The following is a 23,850-nucleotide window of genomic DNA, read 5'->3' as shown; positions in this document are numbered from 1 at the left end:
TTTTGGTTGTAAATTTATTCTGCATCAGTAAACTTGCCGCGATTTCAAATTGAGCAATTGCTCTAATGATGTAAGAGATTAGGCAAACATGAGATTTGCTATAAACAGAGACTAATAATGAAAAAGACAATATTGACTGTGGCTGTTAGTGCCATGCTTTTCGGGGCAACGACTCAAGTGAATGCGGCTGGTTTCCAGTTAGCTGAATATTCTTCGACTGGTTTAGGCCGTGCTTTTGCTGGTGAAGCTGCCATGGCAGACAATGCTGCTGCTCAAGCTAGAAACCCTGCAATGTTAACTTATCTTGATGGCCGTCAGCTTTCTGGTGGTGCTATTTACGTCATGCCAAATGTTGATGTTATTGGTGATGTTAGTATCAGTTCTCCATTGTTAGGCCCTGATCCTATTTCAATTCCTGCCGATGCTATCGACTTTGCTGATAGCGCAATTGTGCCTAATTTCTATTATTCAAATCAGCTTAATGACCAATGGACTTGGGGTTTAGCAGTAAACTCTAACTATGGTCTAGCAACCGAGCTTGATGCGACTCACTCAGCTGCCCTTTTTGGTGATGAAACTGGAATCACTACCGTTGAGTTCAACCCGAATATTGCTTACAAAATCAATGAAGCATTTAGTGTGGGTGCAGGTCTTCGTGTCGTTTACGGTGAAGGTCATGTCGGCGCATCAATGCCTGGTTGGATTGACGGTGTAAAACAAGCGGTACCAGATTTAGCGCCAATGCTTCCTGAAGCAGGTGCAAGTCTTAAGTACATGGAAGGCGATGATATTGCTTTCGGTTGGCAGTTAGGTACGAGCTGGCAAATTAACGAGACTCACCGATTAGGCTTTGCTTACCATAGTGGTGTTGAATTAGAACTTGATGGTCACGCTTCTGGTTTACTTTATGATGGTGGCCAAGATGTTTACATCGAAGGTTACTTACCTATTGAATTGCCTGCATTTGCAGAACTAGCATCGCATCATCAGTTCACTGACAACTGGGCAATGCACGCAAGTGTTAATTGGACTCAGTGGAGTGTATTCGAAGAGTTAGTTGCTTATTTCCCTGGCGAAAATAAGCCGGTTGGCGATCTTGAGTCTGACTTAGTAAAAGAAGAGAACTTTAAAGATAACTGGCGCTTTGCATTAGGCACAACTTACCAGCTGAATGATAAGTGGTTAGTACGTGGTGGTATGGCGTTAGATAAAGGCGCTGCACAGGACGAATACCGTTCGACGACTATTCCTGATTCTGACCGTTTATGGTTTAGCGCGGGTGCTGGCTACCAAGCAACACAAAACCTAACCGTTGATTTTGCCGTAACTTACATTAAAGGTGTAGGTGATGCACCGATTGACGAAACTCAAGATCTATTGGGTTTAGCGTCGGTTAACTACAGCGGCGATGTTGAAGCTGATGTATGGTTAGTCGGTGTTCAACTTAGCTACAAGATGTAGTTTAGTGACGTAAGTTGCCGATTTAGATTTAAGCCTCGCAAATGCGGGGCTTTTTTATGCTTGTTATACCCATGTTACCTCAAGATGCTTTGTCAGGCACAAGCTCGGATAACAATGCAAGGCGTAAGCTGAGGTAATTGTTATTCACTTTTCAAAGCTTACAACATAGCAGTGGTTTTCGAGCTTGCGCCCCATAGGGCAAGCCAAATAGCACCAATCTGCGTTGTTATAAAATATCGATGTAGAATAACTATACTTCAATTTTATGCCTAGCATCTTGGCACTATTTGACTTGCTGACTTTGCATCTTGAAGTATCATGGGTATATATACATTTTATTTCAATTGCTTGCATTACATCTGCTATCTGACTTGTGATTGAGCGGTATCCGTCTTAACTTATTATGATAAGGCAATTAAGGTGCAGAGATTTTTATTACAGCACCACCTGCATTGATAGGCTAAACATGAATTCGAAGAAATATGTTATCGCGCTCGACCAAGGCACTACTAGTTCAAGAGCTATCGTTTTTGATCATAAAGCGAAGATGGTGGCAGTATCCCAGCGTGAGTTTACTCAAATATATCCTCAAGCCGGCTGGGTTGAGCATGATCCGATGGAGATTTGGTCATCTCAAAGCTCGTCGTTAATCGAGGTGTTAGCAAGAGCGGGGATCAGTTGTGATGATGTCGCTGCAATTGGTATCACTAATCAGCGTGAGACAACTGTTGTATGGGATAAGCATACAGGTAAACCAATTCATAATGCGATTGTATGGCAGTGCCGTCGAAGCCAAGCTATATGTCAACAATTTAAAGCTGACGGATTAGAAGATTATATAAAATCGACCACAGGTTTAGTGCTAGATCCGTATTTTTCAGCGAGTAAAATTAAATGGCTACTCGATAATGTGGCTGGGGCTCGTGAAAAAGCAATGGCGGGTGATTTACTGTTTGGTACCATTGATACTTGGCTGGTGTGGAAACTCACACAAGGCAAAGTGCATGTCACTGAACCGACAAATGCATCCCGCACTATGTTGTTTAATATTCATCAGCAGCAATGGGATGAAAAACTACTACAGGCTTTTGATATTCCGCGCTCTATGCTTCCTGAAGTTAAGCCCTCTTGTGCGGTTTACGGCACGACGACAATTGCAGGTGGTGAAATCGCAGTGGCAGGAATGGCTGGCGATCAGCAGTCTGCACTATTTGGTCAACTGTGTTTTGAACCTGGCATGGCCAAAAATACCTATGGCACTGGTTGTTTCTTATTGATGAACACGGGGCATAAAGCGGTATCCTCCACCCATGGCTTGTTAACTACCATAGGGATAGGTGGTGATTTATCGGTTAATTATGCTCTAGAAGGTGCGGTATTTATGGGCGGCGCAGTGATCCAGTGGCTGCGTGATGAAATGGGACTTATTCAAGACGCACAAGACACTGAGTACTTTGCCAATAAAGTGGTAAACACCAATGGTGTTTATTTAGTGCCAGCCTTTGTTGGTTTAGGCGCGCCTTATTGGGAAGCTGATGCCCGAGGGGCCATTGTTGGATTAACCCGAGGGGTTAACCGAAGTCATATTATTCGCGCAGCATTAGAAGCTATTGCATATCAGAGCAAGGACTTACTGGAAGCGATGAGCCAAGACTCTGGTGTTGAACTTAAACAAATAAGGGTCGATGGTGGCGCGGTTGCCAATGACTTCTTAATGCAGTTTCAGGCTGATATCAGTGATGTTGATGTTATTCGACCCCAAGTGACAGAAACCACTGCGATGGGAGCGGCTTACCTTGCAGGATTAGCTGTTGGTTTTTGGCAATCTACAGATGAGCTTAAGAATATCGCCATCACAGATAAGCAATTCTGTGCCCAAATGGATGACGCTGTGAGAATCGATTTATATCAAGGTTGGCAGAAGGCGGTGCAGCAAACTATTTCTAAATAACCGAACCAAGTTAGTCAGCAACTGCTCAAATCTGTGAGCGGTTGATTTTAGCCGTTCTGAAGTCCTGATATTACGATGATTAGGCTAAGAATAGTTAATTACTGAAGCTATGATATTTTTGAGACTCGACTTTGGTATCTTTGAGACTTAACTTAGATACCTGAAAGGTTAAACCTCGATATCGATGTGTTTGATATGTGAATCGTCATCAGACTGTTCTGAAGTTTTAGTCGAGCTAGTGCCTTTTTGCGCTAGTTTGATTTCTGGTGGCAGTTGAGATTGAGGCGCTTCATGGCTGTCAGCTGAGATAGAATCGCTATCACTGACTTTTTTAACATTTCTTTTTACCCCATCGACCTGTCTTGGCGGCCTGGCGGTAATGGCATAAATACTGTCTAAACTCATTTTAGCCTCCTCATCAAAATGTAGGTTATCTGCTATTAGTATATCGGCAATTGCTGATTAATATTTAATCTATTTATCTTAAGTTACTTAAATCGCTTCGCCGTTTCAATTTTGGAATGATTTCTGAAATACTTGGCAGATATTATTTTCAGAAAGTGAGCTATCCCACATTGGATGGATATTTATCAATTAATAATTCAGCTTAGATCGATGCTTATTGTTATTTTTATATGAAAAAAGTCACATTTAGGATCAAATTCCCCACATTTATTACTGTTATGAATCCTGTTATGTCTATGGTTTCGTTCATTTACCCGTCAATAAACCACTTTTCTCCACCTCGAACTCATTAATAATAAATTGCTGCTAACCCGCTTCAGAACTGGATTTAATTAATGTTCTCATCCCTTGACAATACTTGTGTTGTATCCCTAAACTTAAGGGTTGTGGGGAATTGTGGATATTTGTGGGAATTTTAATAACAATTAATAGGAATTTATCACAGTGTTTCGGGGTGCTAGTGCGATAAACATGGATGCAAAAGGGCGGATCGCTATTCCAATGCGATACCGAGAATCCTTGCGTTCTGAGCACGAAGGTATCGTCGTTATTACAGTAGATATTCAATCGCATTGTTTATTGATCTATCCGATCCACGAATGGGAGTTGATAGAAGCAAAGTTATTGCAGCTATCTGACACCGATAAAGTTGAACGCTCCATGAAACGAAGATTATTAGGCCACGCTCATGAATGTGAGTTAGATGGTAATGGACGCGCGCTTGTTCCTCCCGCTTTAAGACAGTATGCAGGGTTACAAAAGAAAACCATGCTGGTGGGCTTATTGAACAAGTTTGAATTGTGGGATGAAGCCGCTTGGCAGACACAAATGGATGAAAGCCATGAGTTGATCCAAGCTGAAGATCTCGCTAACCATGAAAGATTAGCTAATTTTTCATTATAAATAACCAATTAAGAAGAGTGTGATGAGCCAAGAATTTGCCCATTTATCTGTACTACTAAAAGAAACCGTTGACGGTTTGAATATCCATGAAGATGGCATCTATATCGATGGCACTTTTGGACGTGGTGGTCATTCTAGGCATGTGCTGAGTCAACTCGGTGAAAATGGTCGCTTGATTGCTATCGATCGCGATCCTCAAGCGATTGAAGCTGCAAAACAGTTTGCTGACGATCCTCGCTTTCAGATTGTTCATGGTGGATTTGGCCAGTTAGCTGAATATGTGACTGAGTTAGGTCTGAAAGGAAAAATCAATGGTGTGTTACTGGATCTCGGCGTGTCGTCACCGCAATTAGATGATGCTGAACGTGGATTTAGTTTCCTGCGTGACGGGCCATTAGATATGCGTATGGATAACAGCCAAGGCCAAACTGCTGCCCAGTGGATTGCTAAAGCTGACATTGAGGATATGGCTTGGGTATTTAGAACCTATGGTGAAGAGAAGAACTCGCGCCATATTGCTCGTTGTATCGCGGCTGACCGTGATGAAAAACCTTTTCTAAGAACCAAAGATTTAGCGGATTTAATTGCTCGTATTACTAAAAATAAAGAGCGTAATAAGCATCCAGCTACTCGTGTTTTCCAAGCGATTAGAATTTACATCAACAGTGAACTTGAGCAAATCGAACAAGCATTAGAAGGTGCGGTATCGATACTTGCGCCAGAAGGTCGCTTGTCTGTGATTAGTTTCCATTCGTTAGAAGACAGAATGGTGAAACGTTTTATTCGCAAGAATAGCCAAGGTGAGAGTGTGCCACATGGCCTGCCTATCACTGAAGCTGAAATCAATAAATCAAGAAAGCTTAAATCTATGGGTAAGGCAATGAAGCCTTCTGATATTGAGATTGAGCAAAACCCTCGTGCACGTAGCTCGGTACTACGTGTTGCGCAGCGTCTTGATTATTAAAAGCAAATGATAACTCTAACTTGCTAGTGATTTAACGGGTTAGTGTGACAAATATCGAAAGATAAATGGAGTTAACTTGGGGCAATCATCAATAAAATTATCACGTATTGTACTCGCTGATATTTGGCGACATAAGTGGATTTTATTAATGTCGATGGTCGTACTCATCAATGCTGTTGGTGTGGTTTATACCAGTCATGCAACCCGTAAGTTAACTTCGCAGATGGATCATTTATTACAAGAGCGCGACCGATTAGACATTGAATGGCGCAACTTGTTATTAGAAGAGCAATCTAAGTCGGAACACAGTCGAGTGACTCGGATTGCGACCCAAGATTTGAAAATGGTGAGGCCATTACCCAAAGAAGAAGTGGTTATTCGATTACCGTAAATAAGGTTGAAATAGCAGGGCTGCAATTAAAGGGCTCGATGAAATAAGGATTGTTGAGTAAGTAAAAATGAGCAGACAAGCTAAGCGTAAGTTAAATCCAGAGCTAATTCCGTGGCGATTATTCGTTGTGGTTGGTTTTGTTTTGCTTTTATTTACCGCTTTGATTGCTCGAGCAGCTTATATTCAAATTATTGAACCGGACAAATTACGCCACGAAAGTGATATGCGTACGCTAAGAACCAGTAGTAACCAAGTACAGCGTGGCTTAATCACAGACCGAAACGGTGAGATGCTGGCTGTAAGTGTACCTGTACGTGCGGTTTGGGCCGATCCTAAAATCTCCCACGATAAAGATGCCTTTAAAGATATGCGCCGCTGGAAAGCCCTTGCAGATGTGTTGCATGAGCCTGTAGATAAAATCGTTAATAAAGTGCAGCGCGATCCAAAGCGTCGATTTATTTATTTAAAACGCCAAGTGACGCCAGCTGTTGCTGAGTACATCAAGCAGTTAAAAATTTCTGGCATATATTTAAAATCTGAATCTCGTCGTTATTATCCTGCGGGTGAAACTGCTGCGCAGCTGGTTGGTTTAACCAATATTGATGATGTGGGTATTGAAGGCATTGAAAATGCCTATGATAGCTGGCTAACAGGTACGCCTTCTAAGCAGAAAGTACGTAAGTCCCGCGATGGTAAAGTGGTTCAGCGTCTAGATATCGTTGAAGAGGGTGAGAGCTCTAATGACTTAGTACTTAGTATTGATCAGCGTATTCAGCAACTTGCATATCGTGAGTTAAAGCGCACAACAGAAATTAACCAAGCCACGTCAGGTTCTGTGGTGGTGCTAGACGTGCAAACAGGCGAAGTCCTTGCAATGGTCAATACACCATCTTACAACCCTAATTCCCGTGAAAACTTACAATCCTATCGCATGCGTAATCGCGCATTGACCGATACTTTTGAGCCGGGTTCAACCGTAAAACCATTCGTGGTCGCTGCGGCATTAGAGGCGGGCACTGTTGAGCGAAATGATTTAATTAATACTTCTCCTGGTTGGATGCGAGTGGGTGGACGACAAGTTCGCGACACAATCAACTATGGCAATATGACCTTAGACAAAATCTTAGTGAAATCCAGTAACGTTGGGATCAGTAAGGTTTCTTTATCTATGCCCGTTCAGGAGTTACTGGGTACCTATCAGTCTATGGGGCTAGGTAACTATTCTGGTATTAATTTGGCAGGCGAAAGCGCGGGCCTTATTCATGACCGCCGCCGTTGGTCAGACTTTGAACGAGCGACTTTATCCTATGGTTATGGTCTCACTGCAACACCACTCCAGTTGGCAAGAATGTATGCCACATTAGGCAGCGGTGGAGTACTTTACCCGGTATCCATACTCAAGCTAAAGCAAGCCCCCCGTGGCGAGCAAGTGATCTCCAAGCAGACCGCTAAAGATGTCATGGAAATGATGGTAGGTGTGACTGAACGTGGCGGCACAGCAACTCAAGCGCATATTGATGGTTATCCTATTGCAGGTAAAACCGGTACTAGCCGCAAATCAATCGCGGGTGGTTATGGCGATGATTATGTCTCGCTCTTTGCCGGTGTGGCGCCAGTGCACAATCCTCGCCTAGCGATTTCGATTGTCGTTAACGAGCCTAAAGGCGATCGCTACCACGGTGGTGATGTTGCTGGCCCTGCTTTTGCAAAAATTATGTCTGGAGCATTACAAATGCTCAATGTAGAGCCATTAAATGAGAAAGAAAAAGTTGAATTGGCAGCTATCGCTAGGAGGGCAGAATAATGCTTCTTAGTGATTTATTAGCTCCTTGGTTTCATTATGCTGGCCGTGAGTCAGTCTCTTCAATGACCTTAGATAGTCGCGAAGTCAGCCAAGATTGCCTGTTTGTGGCGTTACCTGGCCATCAAGTAGATGGCAGAACATTTATTAACAAGGCCATTGATGCTGGCGCCCTTGGTGCCTTGATTCATACTGATAACCCTGATGAACATGGTCAAGTGAATCATCATGATTCTGGCGCAGTACTAGTCTCATTTTTTCAGTTAAGTCGTCAATTATCGGCGGTCGCCGCGCAGCTATATCCATTACTTAATTCAAATATGGCTATTATTGGGGTTACTGGGACAAACGGTAAAACCTCAGTGAGTCAGCTTATTGCCCAGTTAGTGACTTTAAAACAGCAAAAAGCGGCTGTTATGGGCACGCTGGGTAATGGTGTTTGGGGAAGCTTGATTGATAGTGGTAATACGACTGCAGATGCCATTACGCTGGTTCGACAGCTACATGAATTTCAGCAACAAAATGTTAATGCATGTGCGATTGAAGTCTCTAGTCACGGATTAGTACAAGGCCGAGTTGAAGCAGTGCCTTTTAATACAGCTGTGTTTACCAATTTAAGTCGTGACCACCTTGATTATCATGGTGATATGGATGCTTACGGCGCAGCTAAAAAACGCTTATTTACTTTTGCATGTGTTAAAAATGGCTTACTGAACCTTGATGATGCCGTTGGTGAGAGTTGGTTTACCGAGCTTAAATCGGCCAACATGTTTGGTTTCAGCCTTAAAAAGCATCCTTTAGCACGCTTTTATACCGACAATATGGATTTCAATGATGCAGGCGTGACATGTGATTTGTATTACCCCGCAGACATTAATGACTCTGACTCAGAATTGTTGAAAGGCCAGTTATCTTCGCCGCTTTTAGGTGACTTTAATTTATCTAACCTTGTTGCAGCCTTAGGTTCATTGTATTTGCAAAACTCGTTAAACGCCCAAACCGCTGGTCGAGAATTAATGAGTGAGCTACTGACTTTAGTGCCTCAACTAAAGCCTGTCGCTGGACGTATGGAGCGATTTAATCAAGCTAATGGTCCAACGCTAGTTGTTGATTATGCTCACACACCAGATGCGATTGAGCATGCGTTAAAAGCGCTGCGCATTCATTGCGAAGGCACCTTATGGTGTGTGTTTGGCTGCGGTGGTGACAGAGATAAGGGTAAGCGTCCATTAATGGCCCAAGCTGCTGAACAATATGCAGATAAAGTGATGATTACCAGTGACAATGCTCGTAGCGAAGAGCCTATGAACATTATTAACGATGTGGTTGCAGGGCTAACAAACCCAGAGCAAGCTTTAGTTGAAGTTGATAGAGTTGATGCGATAAAAACCGTGTCACAATTGGCTAAAGCTGGCGATATTGTTTTGCTAGCGGGTAAAGGGCATGAAACTTACCAAGAAGTCGCTGGTTGTCGAGTTGATTACGATGAGCGTGCATTAGCCATGATGTTAACCAGTCCAGACGCGGTACAACCTCTTGTCAAAACAGGAGGCGTTTGATGATAGATATTAAATTATCAACATTGACTGCTGAGCTTAACGCGCAACTCATTGGTGCTGACATCACTATTAATGATGTAACCAGTGACAGCCGAAAAATGCTGGACAGCAGTTTGTTTGTTGCTTTAAAAGGTTTACGTTTTGATGGCCATAGCTTTGCTGAAACAGCAATTGAAAATGGTGCCAAAGCGTTACTGGTCGAGCGAAAGCTTGATGTAAATATTCCACAGCTTGTTGTCGAAAATACTCAAAAAGCCATGGGCGCTATTGGTGCATTTGTTCGTCAACAAGTGAACCCTAAATCAGTGGCACTGACTGGCTCTAATGGAAAAACAACGGTTAAAGAAATCGTTGCGACAATATTAACTCAGCATCATAAAGTGCTGTTTACTGCTGGTAACTTTAACAATGAAATCGGTGTGCCGTTAACGCTGTTAAGACTAGAGCAAAGCCATGAATATGGCGTGTTTGAGTTAGGTGCAAATCATCAGGGTGAAATTAATTATACTTCATCTTTAGTGACGCCTCAGGTGGCATTAGTGAATAATGTCGGCCGTGCTCATCTTGAAGGTTTTGGTTCAATTGAAGGCGTTGCTGAGGCAAAGTCTGAAATCTTTAACCATCTAAGTAAAGACGGTACTGCCATTATTAATGCTGATGATGATTTTGCAGATTTCATGGTGAAAAAAGCATCGGCCTTCAAGCAACTGACGTTTTCAATTTCTGAAACTATCGACGCTGATATTAAAGCGCTTGATATTGTTGCTGACGATACTGGTTGTTACCAGTTTACTTTATTGGTTTCGGGTCATTCATATCCAGTACAACTTCCATTAGCAGGCTTACACCAAGTCAGTAATGCATTAGCTGCTAGCGCCATTTGTATCGCTTTAAATATCCCTGTTGCAGATATTGTAACGGGGCTAAGTGCGTTAACACCTGTTAAAGGAAGAATGGTACCGCACAAGATGGGGCGGATTTTACTCGTTGATGACAGTTATAACGCCAATCCAACTTCTGTTGATGCTGCGATAAGTTGGTTAAAACAAACTCGAGGTTTTCGGTGTTTAGTACTGGGAGATTTGGGTGAATTAGGTGACAATAGCGCCCTTTTGCATTTTGAGGTTGGCGAACAAGCCAAACTCGCTGGGATCGATGACCTGTTTTGTTGCGGACAACTCACTGAATCAACTAGCAAAGCGTTTGGTTCTGAGCACTTTAGTGACTCAAACCTACTCGCTCAAGCATTAATGAAAAAGATAAATCAGTTACCGGATGATGTAACTATTTTAGTAAAAGGTTCTCGAAGCGCAGCGATGGAAACTGTGGTCGAAGAGTTATTAAATGCCAATAGGCGCGGGGAGTTTGTTTAGATGCTGGCTTATTTAGCTGAGTATTTAACCCAGTTTTACACAGGGTTTAATGTTTTTTCATATGTGACTTTTAGAGCCATTTTAGGGCTTATGACGGGTCTAATCTTTAGCTTGTGGTTTGGTCCCAAGTTAATTGAGCGATTGCAACTACTACAAATTGGTCAAGTGGTCAGAAATGATGGTCCTGAGTCGCATTTCAGTAAGCGCGGAACCCCTACTATGGGTGGTTTACTGATCCTCGCTGGAATTTTTGTCAGTGTTTTATTGTGGGGTGATTTATCCAATCGATACGTCATCGTGATGTTGTTTGTTTTAGGCACGTTTGGTGGTATTGGCTTCCTTGATGACTACCTTAAAGTCGTCAAAAAGGATTCTAAAGGGCTCATTGCACGCTGGAAATATGCATCGCAATCAATAGCAGCCTTAGCTGTTGCTTTTTACTTATATAGCTCAGCGACAATACCAGGTGAGACTCAGTTAGTTGTGCCCTTTTTTAAAGATGTGATGCCGCAGCTCGGCTTACTGTATATCGTGCTGGCTTACTTCACCATTGTCGGTGCAAGTAACGCTGTGAACCTAACTGATGGCCTTGATGGCTTAGCAATCATGCCAACCGTTATGGTTGCAGCAGCATTTGCTCTTATTGCCTATTTATCAGGTCATGCGCAGTTTGCTAGCTACTTACATATTCCACATCTGCCAGATGCAGGTGAGCTGGTTATTGTATGTACCGCGATAGTCGGTGCAGGTTTAGGCTTTTTATGGTTTAACACTTACCCAGCACAAGTATTCATGGGTGATGTTGGATCATTAGCACTTGGAGCGGGTCTTGGTGCCATTGCGGTATTAGTCCGCCAAGAAGTGTTATTAGTGATTATGGGCGGTGTTTTCGTGATGGAAACAGTGTCGGTGATTTTACAGGTGGGTTCTTACAAATTGCGTGGTCAACGTATTTTTAGAATGGCACCGATTCACCACCATTACGAATTAAAAGGTTGGCCAGAACCAAGAGTGATTGTTCGCTTTTGGATTATTTCGTTATTCCTAGTCATGCTAGGACTGGCAACCCTTAAGTTAAGGTAGTAAATAATGCAATCAAGCTATTCACATATTGTTTTGGGGTTAGGTGCAACAGGGTTATCTGTTGTGCGTTATCTGATGTCCCAAGGTATTACACCATTGGTGATGGATAGCAGACGAGCGCCACCTGGGCGAGACACATTAGCTCAGGAGTTCCCAGATGTTGAGCTACTTACTGGTGGGTTTGTATGTCGTTACTTAGTACAAGCACAACATATTATTGTAAGCCCTGGTATTGCGGTTGATACGCCTGAAATTCGCGCAGCGATTGATATGGGCATCGAAGTGATAGGTGATGTTGAGCTGTTTGCTCAAGCGGTTGCCGATAGAGCGCCTTGCGTGGTTGCGATTACCGGCTCAAACGGTAAAACAACCGTTACGACTCTTGTTTACGACATGCTCAAAGCTGCTGGTAAAAAGGTAGCGGTGGGCGGCAATATCGGCATTCCTGTATTGGATTTACTTGCGACAGATGCTGAGTATTTTGTGTTGGAATTATCGAGTTTCCAATTAGAAACGACACACAGCCTGAACTGTATAGCGGCCACTTGCTTGAACGTGAGTGAAGATCATATGGATAGGTACCATGATATCCATACGTATCGAGCGGCCAAGTTACGTTTATATCAGCAAAGCCGTTTCGTGATGTTTAATCGCGATGATCAACTTACATTTCCTGATGAACCAACGAATCAAAATACGTTTGGTTTAGGGGTTCCTGAAGGGGATGAATGGGGTATTGCAGACGGCAAGATATTGCATGGCGAAAGTGAAATCATGAATTTACATGAAGTCAGCTTAATCGGTAGTCATAACCAAGCCAATTTGTTAGCCGCCATGGCGCTAACGGATGCTTGTGGCATTGATAAGAGCTTTATGATTGATATCGCATCTAATTTTGCGGGCTTAGAGCATAGGTGCGAGATGGCGGGCCTTAAGCAAGGCGTTACATATATCAATGATTCGAAAGCTACCAATGTTGGGGCAACTGTTGCGGCTTTAAATGGGTTAAGCGATCACTTAGGTGATTTGATTCTAATTGCAGGTGGCGAAGGCAAAGGTGCTGACTTTAAAGAGCTTGAAGCTTCACTTAGCAATGTGACTCAAGTGATTACCTTTGGCAAAGATGGCGCAAAAATCGCGGCATTAAAAGCGGGCAGTCTGACAGTTAAGAATCTTGAAGAAGCAGTTGCTATAGCGGTTGAAATCACTTTTTCAGGGGATATCGTTTTATTATCTCCAGCTTGCGCCAGTACAGATATGTACAAGAACTTCATGGAAAGAGGTCATCATTTTAAGCAATTAGTGGAGCAGATTGAAGATGGCGAGGGGTGAGCAGCTTAGCTTATTCCAACAAGTCCTAAAAAGGTCTTGGCCAGATATTCTATCTGAAACTTCGCCAGGTGATCAGCTGTATGACCGGAGTTTGTTTGTTGCTGTTGTTGGCCTGATTGCTTTTGGTTTTATTATGGTGATGTCAGCTTCTATGCCGGAAGCACAAAAGCTGACAGAAAATCCGTTCCATTTTATTTATCGGCATGTGGCATACCTTATTGGATGCGGTGTGATTGCTTATGCAGTGCTGAACATAGAACTGAAGTTCTGGGAAAGGTATAGCGCCTACTTAGTGCTGTTAGTGTTGCTAATGTTGGTAGCCGTTTTAGTTGTCGGTACAACGGTAAATGGAGCTACACGCTGGTTATCGGTTGGACCTGTTAGGATCCAAGTCGCTGAAATTGCGAAGTTTGTGTTCATTATTTACATGTCGGGTTATTTAGTAAGACGACATGGTGAATTAAGAGAAAACAGTAAAGGGTTCTATAAGCCTATATTTGTCTTTTTGCTGTTTGCTTTCTTAATTCTAGCGCAGCCGGATTTAGGTACTGTAGTCGTCTTATTCGTATGCACTGTCAGCCTTTTGTTTTTGGCTGGTGCGCGCATTATGGACTTTTTAGTACTGATATTTTTCGGTATTGCGATGTTTGTATTTTTAGTGGTGTTTGAGCCGTATCGTATGCGACGGGTCACGTCCTTTTTGGACCCATGGGAAGATCCATTTGGTAGTGGTTACCAGTTAACCCAATCCCTGATGGCCTATGGACGCGGCGATATTTTTGGCCAAGGTTTAGGTAATAGTATTCAAAAACTGTCATACCTGCCTGAGGCTCACACAGATTTTATCTTTGCTGTGATAGGTGAAGAGTTAGGTTTTGTAGGCATTGTTTGTGTATTAACCGTGTTGTTTTTTGTATCGTTCAGAGCAATTCGTTTGGGCAACTTATGTTTAAGTATTCAGCGCCCATTTGAAAGCTATTTGGCCTACGGAATTGGCATTTGGATTTGTTTCCAGACAGTAGTAAATGTTGGTGCAAGCATTGGGATGCTACCCACAAAGGGATTAACACTGCCCTTTATTAGTTACGGTGGCAGTAGCCTTTGGGTAATGACTGCAGCTGTGATGCTATTGATACGAATCGATTACGAAAGGCGGCTAAGTTTGACACAGGCGGTGCAAGGGAGAGTAAAGAAATGAGCCCTAATATGACGGATGCACCCAAATTATTGGTGATGGCTGGCGGTACGGGCGGACATGTATTCCCGGCGTTAGCAGTAGCAAAAGCATTAGCTAAAAAAGGTTGGCAAGTACGTTGGTTAGGTACTGCTGATAGGATGGAGGCGCGTTTAGTGCCTCAGCACGGATTTGATATTGAGTTCATTGATATTAAAGGCGTGCGCGGCAACGGCATCATTAGAAAGCTGGCAGCGCCGTTTAAGATTTTACGTTCAATCATGCAAGCAAAAGCGTTTATTAATGAGTATAAGCCTGATGTCATTTTAGGTATGGGTGGTTTCGCTAGCGGCCCAGGTGGCGTAGCGGCAAAGCTATCTGGTATTCCATTAGTATTGCATGAACAAAATGCGATACCTGGTATGACAAATAAGTTGTTATCTCGTATTGCCAGTAAAGTACTTTGTGCTTTTCCAAATACCTTTTTACCTGTAACCAATGCTGAGGTAGTTGGTAACCCAATTCGACAAGAGCTTATCGAATTAGGAGAGAAAGCCAAGGTCTGTGACGACGAAGCGTTAAAAGTATTAGTCGTGGGTGGCAGTTTAGGCGCCAAAATTTTTAACGATGTCATGCCTGATGTTGTAGGACAGTTAAGTCAACAACATTCAATTACGGTTTGGCATCAGGTAGGCAAAGGAAATCAGGCTACCGTTAAAAGCCAATATCAAGACAAGGGTCAAGCAGCCAGTGTCAATGTGGCAGAATTTATAGATGACATGGAAGCCGCTTATCGCTGGGCTGATATTGTTGTTTGTCGTTCAGGAGCGTTAACTGTTTCTGAATTAGCTGCAGTGGGAAGAGCCAGTATTTTGGTGCCTTATCCACATGCAGTAGACGATCACCAAACAAAGAACGCTTCAGTATTAGTAGAAGCCGGTGCGGCATTTTTATTACCGCAAACCATATTAAACGCAGAAAATTTAGCTGAGAAGTTAACCCTTTTCGCTGAACAAAGACACGTTGTATCAGAGATGGCACAGCAAGCCAGAAGTGTTGCAGTTTTAGATGCAACCCAACGTGTAGCGAGTATTTGTGCTGAATTAGCACGAAAGGATTGAAATGACTAAAACAGAAAAGTATGCCCAGTTACGCACCATGATCCCAGAGATGAGAAGGATTAAGAAAATCCATTTTGTCGGTATAGGCGGAGCAGGTATGGGCGGGATAGCCGAAGTGTTAGTGAATGAAGGTTATCAAATCAGTGGCTCAGATATTGCCATCAACAGTGTTACCGAAAGATTGGAGAGTTTAGGGGCGAAGATCATTATTGGCCATCAGTCAGAAAGCGTTGCTGATGTTGATGTGGTTGTTGTTTCGACTGCCATCGATAAAGAAAACCCTGAAATCATTGCCGCAAAAGAGCGTCGTATTCCAATCGTGCGCCGTGCGGAAATGTTAGCAGAGCTTATGCGTTATCGTCACGGAGTTGCCATCGCTGGTACTCACGGTAAAACAACGACAACCAGTTTAATTGCTAGCGTGTATGGACAAGCTGAGCGTGATCCTACTTTCGTTATTGGTGGGTTACTTAACAGTGCTGGCACCAACGCTCGCCTAGGTACAAGTCGTTATTTGATTGCTGAAGCTGATGAAAGTGATGCGAGCTTTTTACACTTACAGCCTATGGTCAGTGTGATTACCAATATTGAAGCTGACCACATGGACACCTATGGTGGTGATTTTGAAAAGTTGAAAACCACGTTTGTGGACTTTTTACATAACCTGCCATTTTACGGTGTGGCGGTAATGTGTATAGATGATGAAGTGATTCAAGAAATTATGCCAAGAGTTGGCAGACAAGTGGTGACTTATGGTTTTAGTGATGTTGCTGATGTGCAAGCACTTAACTTTAAGCAAATAGGTCATCAGAGCCAGTTTAGTGTTCGTCGTAAAAACCGTGATGATTTAGATATCGTGTTAAATCTTCCTGGCGAACATAACGTGTTAAATGCATTAGCGGCAATTGCAGTTGCTAGTGAAGACGATATTGATGATGAATCTATTGTTGCAGCGTTAGCTGAATTTGAAGGTATCGGTAGACGGTTCCAGCATCTTGGTGAATTTGACACGGCCAATGGCAAAGTGATGTTAGTTGATGATTATGGTCATCACCCAAGCGAAGTATTGGCAACGATTAAAGCAGCTAGAGCTGGTTGGCCTGATAAGCGCTTAGTCATGGCATATCAGCCGCATCGTTTTAGTCGAACACGCGACTTGTATGAAGATTTTGTTGAAGTGTTATCACAAGTTGATGGTTTATTACTGTTAGATGTTTATGCAGCAGGTGAAAGCGTAATTCCTGGAGCCGATGGTCGAGCCTTGTGTCGTTCCATCAGACTTCGTGGGCAAGTGGACCCGATTTTTGTCGCCTCGCCTGAATTATTAACTGATGTACTGCCTGATGTATTGCAAGAAGGTGACTTATTACTGACGCAAGGTGCGGGTAATATTGGCGCATTATCAAAGTTATTAGCGTCGAGCAATTTAGGTTTTGATAATTAGTTTTGAACATTGCGGCTTAGGTGTTGTGAGCGTTTTTTGTACTATAACTGTTTGTAAATATAAGCTTTAATACAGTCAGCATGCTGGATATAATGGTGAATTGCCTAATGAAAGTGACAGTGTACAGTTTGGAGTTACAGTAACTGTGGCGTGGAGTGATAAAGCACGCCAACTGAAAGGCCATTTGAGTGAAGTCAACTGGTACTTGTATACAGGCTTACTGTTTTTGCTGACGGTGCTACTCACCATAGTTTGGGCGGGTTTGAAGTTGAATGTTTTACTCAACGATGCTGATGCTTTACCCATTGAGGCAGTGGCTATTAAAGGCGAGCGAGTTTATACCTCAGATGCAGAGATACAAGCGGCGTTACAGGCACTAATGGAACGAAGCTTTTTTAGTGCAGATGTAGGTGAAGTACAACAAGCGTTAGAAGCATTACCATGGGTTTACCATGCATCTGTTAGACGAGAGTGGCCGGCAAAACTTAAGGTGACCTTGCAAGAGCAGCATGCAGTAGCACATTGGAATGGTGATGATTGGCTTAACATTAATGGTGAAGTGTTTGCTGCACAGTCCCATGAGAGCATTAGCCTTTTACCTTTGCTTTCAGGTCCAGAAGAAATGTCTTCTGAAGTGTTAACCAGTTATCAGCAATTGTCTGATTTATTGAGTATTAATGGTTTTAAACTAGCTAGTTTAAGTTTAAGCCCTAGGCATGCATGGCATGCAACGTTAGATAACGGCATCCTTCTCGAACTAGGACGAGAAGACAAGATGTCGAGAATCCAAAGATTTATTAATGTTTATCCTGAAATAACACGTAATGAAAGGCCAATAGCAACGATCGATTTACGCTATGACACCGGAGTCGCCGTTGGCTGGGATGATACTAAAACAGAGAGTCGACACTAAATGACCAAAAATCAGGAAAGAAATCTTATCGTAGGCTTAGATATTGGCACGTCCAAGGTCGCAGTGATCATTGGTGAAGTGCTGCCTGACGGTGAGATAAGCGTGGTCGGTTTAGGGAATCACCCTTCGCGTGGTATGGATAAAGGTGGAGTGAATGATTTGGACTCCATTGTTAAGAGTGTCCAACGTGCACTAGACCAGGCTGAGCTAATGGCTGATTGCCAAGTATCATCAGTGTATTTAAGTATTTCAGGTAAACATATCGCGTGCCAGAACGAGAACGGCATGGTGTCAATTAATGATGAAGAAGTAACACAAGAAGACGTTGATAACGTTATTCATACTGCACGTTCTGTAAAAATACCAACGGAACGACGAATTTTGCACGTGTTACCACAAGAATATTCAATTGATGTTCAGGATGGTATTAAGAGTCCTATCGGCATGTCTGGTATGCGAATGGAAGCGAAAGCACATATTGTAACCTGTGCAAATGACATGGCTAAGAACATCACTAAAAGTGTTGAGCGCTGTGGCTTAACTGTCGATGATTTGGTCTTTTCTGGTATCGCGTCAGCTGATTCAGTGTTAACCAATGATGAAAAAGATCTAGGTGTTTGCATCGTTGATATTGGCGGCGGTACGACAGACATTGCAGTTTACACGAATGGCGCTCTTAGACATTGCGCCGTGATTTCTGTTGCAGGTAATCAAGTTACTAGTGATATTGCCAAAATTTTTAGAACGCCATTAACGCATGCTGAGCAGATTAAAGTGCAATTTGCTAGCGCGAGAAGTTCAATGGTGAGCCGTGAAGATAGCATTGAAGTGCCATCAGTAGGTGGCCGTCCTTCACGCAGTATGTCTCGCCATACATTGGCGGAAGTCGTGGAACCAAGATATCAGGAATTATTTGAACTGGTATTAAAAGAATTAACTGATTGTGGCTTAGAAGATCAAATTGCTGCAGGCATAGTATTAACCGGCGGGACAGCATCGATTACTGGTGCCGTTGATATTGCTGAAGCGACTTTCGGTATGCCAGTTAGGGTGGCGTCGCCGCTGCCAGTAAAAGGGTTAAATGAATACGTGGATCAACCTATATATTCTACAGGTATAGGCTTGCTTCATTATGGCGCCAGACGCGTTATCGAACGTCAGTTCGAGCGTCCTGAACGTCAAGGGGTTACCAGTCTTTTGAATCGGGTCAAAAGCTGGTTTAAGGGTGAATTTTAATAACGCAGACAAACGGAGATCAGACAATGTTTGAGATCATGGACACACATAATGACGAAGCGGTGATCAAGGTCATCGGCGTCGGTGGTGGTGGCGGTAACGCTGTCGAACATATGGTTAAACACAGCATCGAAGGTGTTGAGTTTATCGTAACGAATACGGATGCTCAGGCATTACGCAAATCAGGTGCTGGCTCAACAATTCAATTAGGGCGCGATGTCACTAAAGGTCTTGGAGCTGGAGCTAACCCTGATGTGGGTCGCCAAGCTGCTGTTGAAGATAAAGAAAACATCCGCGCTGCGATTAAAGGATCTGATATGGTCTTTATCGCTGCAGGAATGGGTGGTGGTACCGGAACTGGTGCTGCGCCTGTTGTGGCTGAAATTGCTCGCGAAGAAGGTATTTTAACTGTTGCAGTTGTGACAAAACCTTTCCCTTTTGAAGGCAAAAAGCGCATGACTTTTGCAGATCAAGGTATTGCGGAGCTAGCAAAACATGTTGATTCACTGATCACCATTCCTAATGAAAAGTTATTAAAAGTGTTAGGCCGAGGTACTTCATTACTTGACGCATTTGCTGCGGCTAACAATGTTTTATTAGGCGCTGTACAAGGTATTGCTGAGTTAATTACACGTCCAGGTTTAATCAACGTGGATTTCGCCGATGTTAAAACGGTTATGTCAGAAATGGGTAATGCCATGATGGGCACAGGCGTCGCAACAGGTGATGATCGTGCGGAAGAGGCGGCTGAAGCTGCAGTAGCAAGTCCATTACTTGAAGATATTGATCTAGCTGGTGCGCGTGGCGTATTAGTTAACATTACAGCAGGTATGGATATCAGCATTGAAGAGCTAGAAACAGTGGGTAACCATGTTAAGGCTTACGCTTCAGATAATGCGACTGTGGTTGTTGGCGCTGTTATTGACCCTGAAATGAGCGAAGAGCTACGTGTAACGGTTGTTGCTACTGGTATTGGCGCTGAGAAAAAGCCTGATATTCAATTAGTCACTAAGCCTGTTTCACGCCCTGAGCCTGCACCGGTAATTGAGCCTAAAGTTGAGCCAGTAGAAGAGCCAGCTGTTGCAGCAAGTTACGTTGCACCAACGGGTAATGCAGTTCCAGCTCCTCAACAAGCCGCACAACCAGCTGCACGAGTTGATGGTGATTACTTAGATATTCCAGCATTTTTACGTAAGCAAGCAGATTAGTTGCTGATAGTAAAAATGAAAATCTAAAAAATCTAAGATGTTGATAAAATGTTGCTTATGTAAGTAGAGACGGATAAAAAGACTTTAAAGGGTTCTTTTTTGTGAAAAGACAATTTTATGGTAGTATACCGCCTCAGCTTACTGGGTTAACTCAGTATTTATAGCTCAAGAATGTTTACTTTAAAGTGATTAAAACGGGTAACTGAATGATTTTTCAAAGAACTGTTCAAAAAATGGTGAAGAGTACTGGTGTCGGATTGCATTCCGGCAACAAGGTCACTCTGTGCATTATGCCCGCACCTGTCAATACTGGTATCGTACTTAGACGTACAGATTTAAACCCAGCAGTGGAAATTCCTGCTAAGGCTAATCTTGTGCGTGAAACAACAATGTGTACGGCATTAGTAAATGATGAAGGTGTTCGCATTTCAACTATCGAACATTTATTTGCAGCACTTGCAGGCCTTGGCATAGATAACGCGGTTATCGAAGTTGATGCTCCTGAAATCCCGATTATGGATGGCAGTGCAAGTCCGTTTGTTTTTTTACTGCAAAGCGCTGGTATTAAAGAGCAATCGGTAGCTAAAAAATATATCAAAATCAATCAAACCATTCGTGTTGAAGACGGTGACAAATGGGCAGAATTAAAGCCATTTAAAGGCTTTAGAGTCGATTTTAAAATTGACTTTAATCACCCAGAAATCTCACGCAGCCAACAACATATGGTGATGGATTTTTCAACATCTGCTTTTGTTAAAGATATTAGCCGAGCTAGAACATTCGGCTTTATGCAAGATATCGAATATCTACGTGCTAATAATTTAGCACTAGGTGGCAGCATGGAAAATGCTGTTGTGCTTGACGAGTATCGTGTCCTTAACCCTGACGGTCTGCGATATGAGGACGAGTTTGTTAAGCATAAGATTCTTGATGCGTTTGGAGATTTATATGTAGCAGGCCATGCCATTGTAGGTGAGTTCTGTGCATATAAAACAGGTCATGCACTAAATAACCAATTGGTTAGAGCATTACTTGCACAACAAGAAGCGTGGGAATTAGTCAGCTTTGAAAACGAAGTTGATGTACCACTGAGCTTCATGGTGCCAGGCGCAGTATCTTTAGCGTAAAAATTAAGATTGCCTATTACGGCTGGCTAATGCAGCCAGCCGTTTTAGTTTTTCGCCTAGTGAACCTTCTACGTGATCAGCCAATGTCTGCAGGTGTTCTGCAGCAACAGGGCTGATTTTTGCATAATTAGTTGGTGCTTTACTTGGTGTAATTGCTATCCCTGGGTTGACTTTAACCTCTATAGCGGTAAGCATTGGAAGCGTTTCTTCCTGAAGTTGTTGCAGTAGTTTGGTCTTTTGGAAATTTATTCTAGCAGCCCATGCAGCCGAAGTAGTTTCAATAACAAGAACACCCTGACGAAGATTAGCGACTTTTAGCTGTTCACTAACAGGACCATTTAAACACTGCTTTACATAAGTATTCAGTTGATTTAATAATTCTGCTTTCTCAGCGAGTTCCGGTAATGTTCCCGATTGATGTAGTAATCTACTGAGATCTTGAGGGGGCTTTTTCATATGATAATAAGATGGCTGAGTTAGGCTATGAGTGTAACAGTTTTTATTCAAGGTCGAAATGGAGTAACACGTTGGCACCCTAGCAAACGTTGGTTACTTCTACCTATCTTTTTAGTGGCGGCAGGAACTGGTCTCTACCAGCAGAGTGCTGATCGTTTTGCTGCGCAGCAAACCAAAGTTGATGAAAATCAAAAACTGCGAGAACAGCAGAAACAACAAGTCATTAATCTCAAAAAAGCGACAGAAACTCAATTAAGCACCTTAGTTGCCCACGTCGCAAGAATGCAAGCTAACGTTACTCGACTTGAAGCGTTAGGCCAGCAAGTTGCCGAAAATAATTTACTTGAAGATCAATTCGATTTCTCTACCGAGGTAGGGGTTGGTGGTTTAAGTGAAATAGGCGCTGGCGTCGAACTAAGCCAACTGTTAGACGATATGTCACAGTTGGCCTCCAGAATTGATAATAATAATGTTCAGTTGTCACTACTTGAAACCGTGGCAACTAATCTCCATATAGATAAAGAACGTTATATATCAGGGCGACCAATCGTTAAAGGTTGGTTATCTTCGCCCTACGGTTTACGAAATGACCCTTTTAATGGTCGTAGAACTTTGCATAAAGGCATTGATTTTGCGGGTAAGGAAGGCGGCGATGTAATTGCAACTGCTGCAGGTGTGGTTACATGGTCAGGAAATATGCTTGGTTATGGCGGGTTGGTGGAAATTGATCATGGAAATGGTTACCGCACTCGTTATGGACACAATAAATCTATGTCAGTAAACCTAGGTGACGTCGTTGCCAAAGGCGATAAAATTGCCAGTATGGGTAGCACAGGCCGGTCAACCGGTCCCCACGTGCATTACGAAGTGTTGCGAAATGGACAGCAAATAGATCCAAGAAAGTTCGTCTATCGCAAGGCTAGTTAATAACATTTTCGGTTAAGTCGCTCATTTGAGCTCAACCTACAAGAGATAAGTGATTAAGATGTTAGGCAAATTACTGACAAAAGTATTCGGCAGTCGTAACGACCGTACCTTGAAAGGCCTTGGTAAAGTTGTAACTAAGATTAACGCATTAGAAGCTGAATATGAAAAGCTGACAGATGATGAACTAAAAGCAAAAACAGAAGAGTTTCGTCAGCGCATTGAAAACGGTGAGACATTAGAAACTATTATGGCTGAAGCTTTTGCTACAGTTCGTGAAGCATCAAAGCGTGTATTCGAAATGCGTCATTTCGATGTCCAATTATTAGGTGGTATGGTTTTAGATAGTAACCGTATTGCTGAAATGAGAACGGGTGAAGGTAAAACACTTACCGCAACACTTCCAGCATACTTAAACGGTTTAACTGGCAAAGGTGTTCACGTTATTACCGTGAATGATTACCTTGCGGGTCGTGATGCTGAAAATAACCGTCCTCTTTTTGAATTCCTTGGTCTAACTGTCGGCATTAACGTTGCTGGTCTTGGCCAAGTTGAGAAGAAAGAAGCTTACAACTCAGATATTACCTATGGTACTAACAATGAGTTTGGTTTCGATTATCTTCGTGACAATATGGCATTCTCTCCTCAAGAGCGTGTTCAACGTCCTCTTCATTATGCACTTATCGATGAAGTCGATTCGATCTTAATTGATGAAGCACGTACTCCATTGATTATTTCAGGCGCTGCTGAAAACAGTTCTGAGCTATACATTAAAGTAAATACCTTAATTCCTAACCTTATCGTTCAAGAGAAAGAAGATACTGAAGATGAGATTGGTGAAGGTGATTTCAGTATTGATGAAAAAGCAAAACAAGTTCACTTTACTGAACGTGGTCAAGAAWAGTAGTTGCTCTACCTTTTCTTGACCACGTTCAGTAAAGTGAACTTGTTTTGCTTTTTCATC

At 42.7% G+C, this 23,850-nt stretch carries 20 protein-coding genes and 1 pseudogene; 19 read left to right on the top strand and 2 right to left on the bottom strand.

Annotation, left to right across the window (positions count from 1 at the left end; genetic code table 11):
- Positions 1–117: 117 nt before the first annotated feature.
- Positions 118–1,461 carry an outer membrane protein transport protein gene (locus tag FNZ24_RS10715; protein WP_153914479.1) on the top strand — a complete coding sequence of 448 codons (1,344 nt, stop codon included), beginning with the start codon at positions 118–120 and terminating at the stop codon, positions 1,459–1,461.
- Positions 1,462–1,927: 466 nt separating this feature from the next.
- Positions 1,928–3,412 (top strand): glycerol kinase GlpK, encoded by a 1,485-nt coding sequence (gene glpK, locus FNZ24_RS10710; protein ID WP_153914478.1) that lies wholly within the window; start codon positions 1,928–1,930, stop codon positions 3,410–3,412.
- 168 nt (positions 3,413–3,580) lie between these two features.
- On the opposite strand, the gene FNZ24_RS10705 is transcribed toward glpK, so the two are convergent.
- Positions 3,581–3,817 (bottom strand): hypothetical protein, encoded by a 237-nt coding sequence (locus FNZ24_RS10705; RefSeq protein ID WP_153914477.1) that lies wholly within the window; start codon positions 3,815–3,817, stop codon positions 3,581–3,583.
- A gap of 504 nt (positions 3,818–4,321) precedes the next feature.
- Between FNZ24_RS10705 and mraZ the strand changes: the two genes are divergently transcribed.
- The 15 genes from mraZ (at position 4,322) to lpxC (ending at position 21,506) form a co-directional block, all read left to right on the top strand.
- On the top strand, positions 4,322–4,780 hold the full coding sequence (gene mraZ, locus FNZ24_RS10700; protein WP_153914476.1) for a division/cell wall cluster transcriptional repressor MraZ: 459 nt from the start codon (positions 4,322–4,324) through the stop codon (positions 4,778–4,780).
- A gap of 22 nt (positions 4,781–4,802) precedes the next feature.
- Entirely contained in the window at positions 4,803–5,744 is a 942-nt protein-coding gene (gene rsmH / locus FNZ24_RS10695) for a 16S rRNA (cytosine(1402)-N(4))-methyltransferase RsmH (RefSeq protein ID WP_153914475.1), read from the top strand.
- Between the two features lie 76 nt (positions 5,745–5,820).
- Positions 5,821–6,135, top strand: coding sequence for a cell division protein FtsL (gene ftsL / locus FNZ24_RS10690; RefSeq protein ID WP_153914474.1), 315 nt, complete (start codon positions 5,821–5,823; stop codon positions 6,133–6,135).
- 67 nt (positions 6,136–6,202) lie between these two features.
- A complete protein-coding gene (locus FNZ24_RS10685) occupies positions 6,203–7,939 on the top strand; it encodes a peptidoglycan D,D-transpeptidase FtsI family protein (protein WP_153914473.1) in 1,737 nt (578 codons plus the stop codon).
- Positions 7,936–9,495 (top strand): UDP-N-acetylmuramoyl-L-alanyl-D-glutamate--2,6-diaminopimelate ligase, encoded by a 1,560-nt coding sequence (murE, locus tag FNZ24_RS10680; protein ID WP_153914472.1) that lies wholly within the window; start codon positions 7,936–7,938, stop codon positions 9,493–9,495. The genes FNZ24_RS10685 and murE overlap by 4 nt, the downstream gene beginning before the upstream one ends.
- Positions 9,495–10,868, top strand: a complete 1,374-nt coding sequence (locus tag FNZ24_RS10675; RefSeq protein WP_153914471.1) for a UDP-N-acetylmuramoyl-tripeptide--D-alanyl-D-alanine ligase — start codon at positions 9,495–9,497, stop codon at positions 10,866–10,868. Before murE ends, FNZ24_RS10675 begins: the two co-directional genes overlap by 1 nt.
- A complete protein-coding gene (gene mraY, locus FNZ24_RS10670) occupies positions 10,869–11,951 on the top strand; it encodes a phospho-N-acetylmuramoyl-pentapeptide-transferase (RefSeq protein WP_153914470.1) in 1,083 nt (360 codons plus the stop codon). It abuts the gene before it with no gap.
- 6 nt (positions 11,952–11,957) lie between these two features.
- A complete protein-coding gene (gene murD / locus FNZ24_RS10665; RefSeq protein WP_153914469.1) occupies positions 11,958–13,283 on the top strand; it encodes a UDP-N-acetylmuramoyl-L-alanine--D-glutamate ligase in 1,326 nt (441 codons plus the stop codon).
- A complete protein-coding gene (gene ftsW / locus FNZ24_RS10660) occupies positions 13,270–14,481 on the top strand; it encodes a cell division protein FtsW (RefSeq protein WP_153914468.1) in 1,212 nt (403 codons plus the stop codon). The genes murD and ftsW overlap by 14 nt, the downstream gene beginning before the upstream one ends.
- Positions 14,482–14,489: 8 nt before the next feature.
- Positions 14,490–15,578 carry an undecaprenyldiphospho-muramoylpentapeptide beta-N-acetylglucosaminyltransferase gene (gene murG / locus FNZ24_RS10655; RefSeq protein ID WP_153914510.1) on the top strand — a complete coding sequence of 363 codons (1,089 nt, stop codon included), beginning with the start codon at positions 14,490–14,492 and terminating at the stop codon, positions 15,576–15,578.
- A 1-nt stretch (position 15,579) separates the two neighbouring features.
- The gene (gene murC, locus FNZ24_RS10650) at positions 15,580–17,022 is read left to right on the top strand and encodes a UDP-N-acetylmuramate--L-alanine ligase (RefSeq protein ID WP_153914467.1); all 1,443 of its coding nucleotides are present in this window, start codon (positions 15,580–15,582) and stop codon (positions 17,020–17,022) included.
- A gap of 145 nt (positions 17,023–17,167) precedes the next feature.
- Entirely contained in the window at positions 17,168–17,935 is a 768-nt protein-coding gene (locus FNZ24_RS10645) for a cell division protein FtsQ/DivIB (protein WP_153914509.1), read from the top strand.
- Complete coding sequence (gene ftsA, locus FNZ24_RS10640; protein WP_153914466.1) at positions 17,936–19,171, top strand: cell division protein FtsA; 1,236 nt, start codon at positions 17,936–17,938, stop codon at positions 19,169–19,171.
- Positions 19,172–19,197: 26 nt separating this feature from the next.
- Positions 19,198–20,379: a cell division protein FtsZ gene (ftsZ, locus tag FNZ24_RS10635; RefSeq protein ID WP_153914465.1), complete on the top strand. Its 1,182-nt coding sequence runs from the start codon at positions 19,198–19,200 to the stop codon at positions 20,377–20,379.
- 206 nt (positions 20,380–20,585) lie between these two features.
- Entirely contained in the window at positions 20,586–21,506 is a 921-nt protein-coding gene (gene lpxC / locus FNZ24_RS10630) for a UDP-3-O-acyl-N-acetylglucosamine deacetylase (RefSeq protein WP_153914464.1), read from the top strand.
- Positions 21,507–21,509: 3 nt separating this feature from the next.
- On the opposite strand, the gene FNZ24_RS10625 is transcribed toward lpxC, so the two are convergent.
- The gene (locus FNZ24_RS10625; protein ID WP_153914463.1) at positions 21,510–21,962 is read right to left on the bottom strand and encodes a DUF721 domain-containing protein; all 453 of its coding nucleotides are present in this window, start codon (positions 21,960–21,962) and stop codon (positions 21,510–21,512) included.
- Positions 21,963–21,989: 27 nt separating this feature from the next.
- Here FNZ24_RS10625 and FNZ24_RS10620 point away from each other — a divergent pair, with 27 nt between their 5' ends.
- Together FNZ24_RS10620 and secA are read left to right on the top strand one after the other, a co-directional pair.
- On the top strand, positions 21,990–22,889 hold the full coding sequence (locus FNZ24_RS10620; RefSeq protein WP_153914462.1) for a M23 family metallopeptidase: 900 nt from the start codon (positions 21,990–21,992) through the stop codon (positions 22,887–22,889).
- Between the two features lie 58 nt (positions 22,890–22,947).
- Positions 22,948–23,787: pseudogene (secA, locus tag FNZ24_RS10615) on the top strand (preprotein translocase subunit SecA); the annotation flags it as partial.
- Between the last annotated feature and the right edge of the window lie 63 nt (positions 23,788–23,850).

It is taken from the genome of Shewanella sp. TC10, from assembly GCF_009663145.1.
Taxonomy (GTDB): Bacteria; Pseudomonadota; Gammaproteobacteria; order Enterobacterales; family Shewanellaceae; genus Shewanella.
The sequence above is the reverse complement of the archived record's forward strand: the minus strand, read 5'-3'. Positions and strand labels throughout refer to the sequence as shown.

Excerpts from the sequence above, each read along its gene's own strand:
- FNZ24_RS10715 (WP_153914479.1), top strand. The coding sequence starts at position 118 with ATGAAAAAGACAATATTGACTGTGGCTGTTAGTGCCATGCTTTTCGGG.
- glpK (WP_153914478.1), top strand. The coding sequence starts at position 1,928 with ATGAATTCGAAGAAATATGTTATCGCGCTCGACCAAGGCACTACTAGT.
- FNZ24_RS10705 (WP_153914477.1), bottom strand. The coding sequence starts at position 3,817 with ATGAGTTTAGACAGTATTTATGCCATTACCGCCAGGCCGCCAAGACAG.
- rsmH (WP_153914475.1), top strand. The coding sequence starts at position 4,803 with ATGAGCCAAGAATTTGCCCATTTATCTGTACTACTAAAAGAAACCGTT.
- FNZ24_RS10685 (WP_153914473.1), top strand. The coding sequence starts at position 6,203 with ATGAGCAGACAAGCTAAGCGTAAGTTAAATCCAGAGCTAATTCCGTGG.
- FNZ24_RS10675 (WP_153914471.1), top strand. The coding sequence starts at position 9,495 with ATGATAGATATTAAATTATCAACATTGACTGCTGAGCTTAACGCGCAA.
- mraY (WP_153914470.1), top strand. The coding sequence starts at position 10,869 with ATGCTGGCTTATTTAGCTGAGTATTTAACCCAGTTTTACACAGGGTTT.
- murD (WP_153914469.1), top strand. The coding sequence starts at position 11,958 with ATGCAATCAAGCTATTCACATATTGTTTTGGGGTTAGGTGCAACAGGG.
- ftsW (WP_153914468.1), top strand. The coding sequence starts at position 13,270 with ATGGCGAGGGGTGAGCAGCTTAGCTTATTCCAACAAGTCCTAAAAAGG.
- murG (WP_153914510.1), top strand. The coding sequence starts at position 14,490 with ATGACGGATGCACCCAAATTATTGGTGATGGCTGGCGGTACGGGCGGA.
- murC (WP_153914467.1), top strand. The coding sequence starts at position 15,580 with ATGACTAAAACAGAAAAGTATGCCCAGTTACGCACCATGATCCCAGAG.
- ftsA (WP_153914466.1), top strand. The coding sequence starts at position 17,936 with ATGACCAAAAATCAGGAAAGAAATCTTATCGTAGGCTTAGATATTGGC.
- ftsZ (WP_153914465.1), top strand. The coding sequence starts at position 19,198 with ATGTTTGAGATCATGGACACACATAATGACGAAGCGGTGATCAAGGTC.
- lpxC (WP_153914464.1), top strand. The coding sequence starts at position 20,586 with ATGATTTTTCAAAGAACTGTTCAAAAAATGGTGAAGAGTACTGGTGTC.
- FNZ24_RS10625 (WP_153914463.1), bottom strand. The coding sequence starts at position 21,962 with ATGAAAAAGCCCCCTCAAGATCTCAGTAGATTACTACATCAATCGGGA.
- FNZ24_RS10620 (WP_153914462.1), top strand. The coding sequence starts at position 21,990 with ATGAGTGTAACAGTTTTTATTCAAGGTCGAAATGGAGTAACACGTTGG.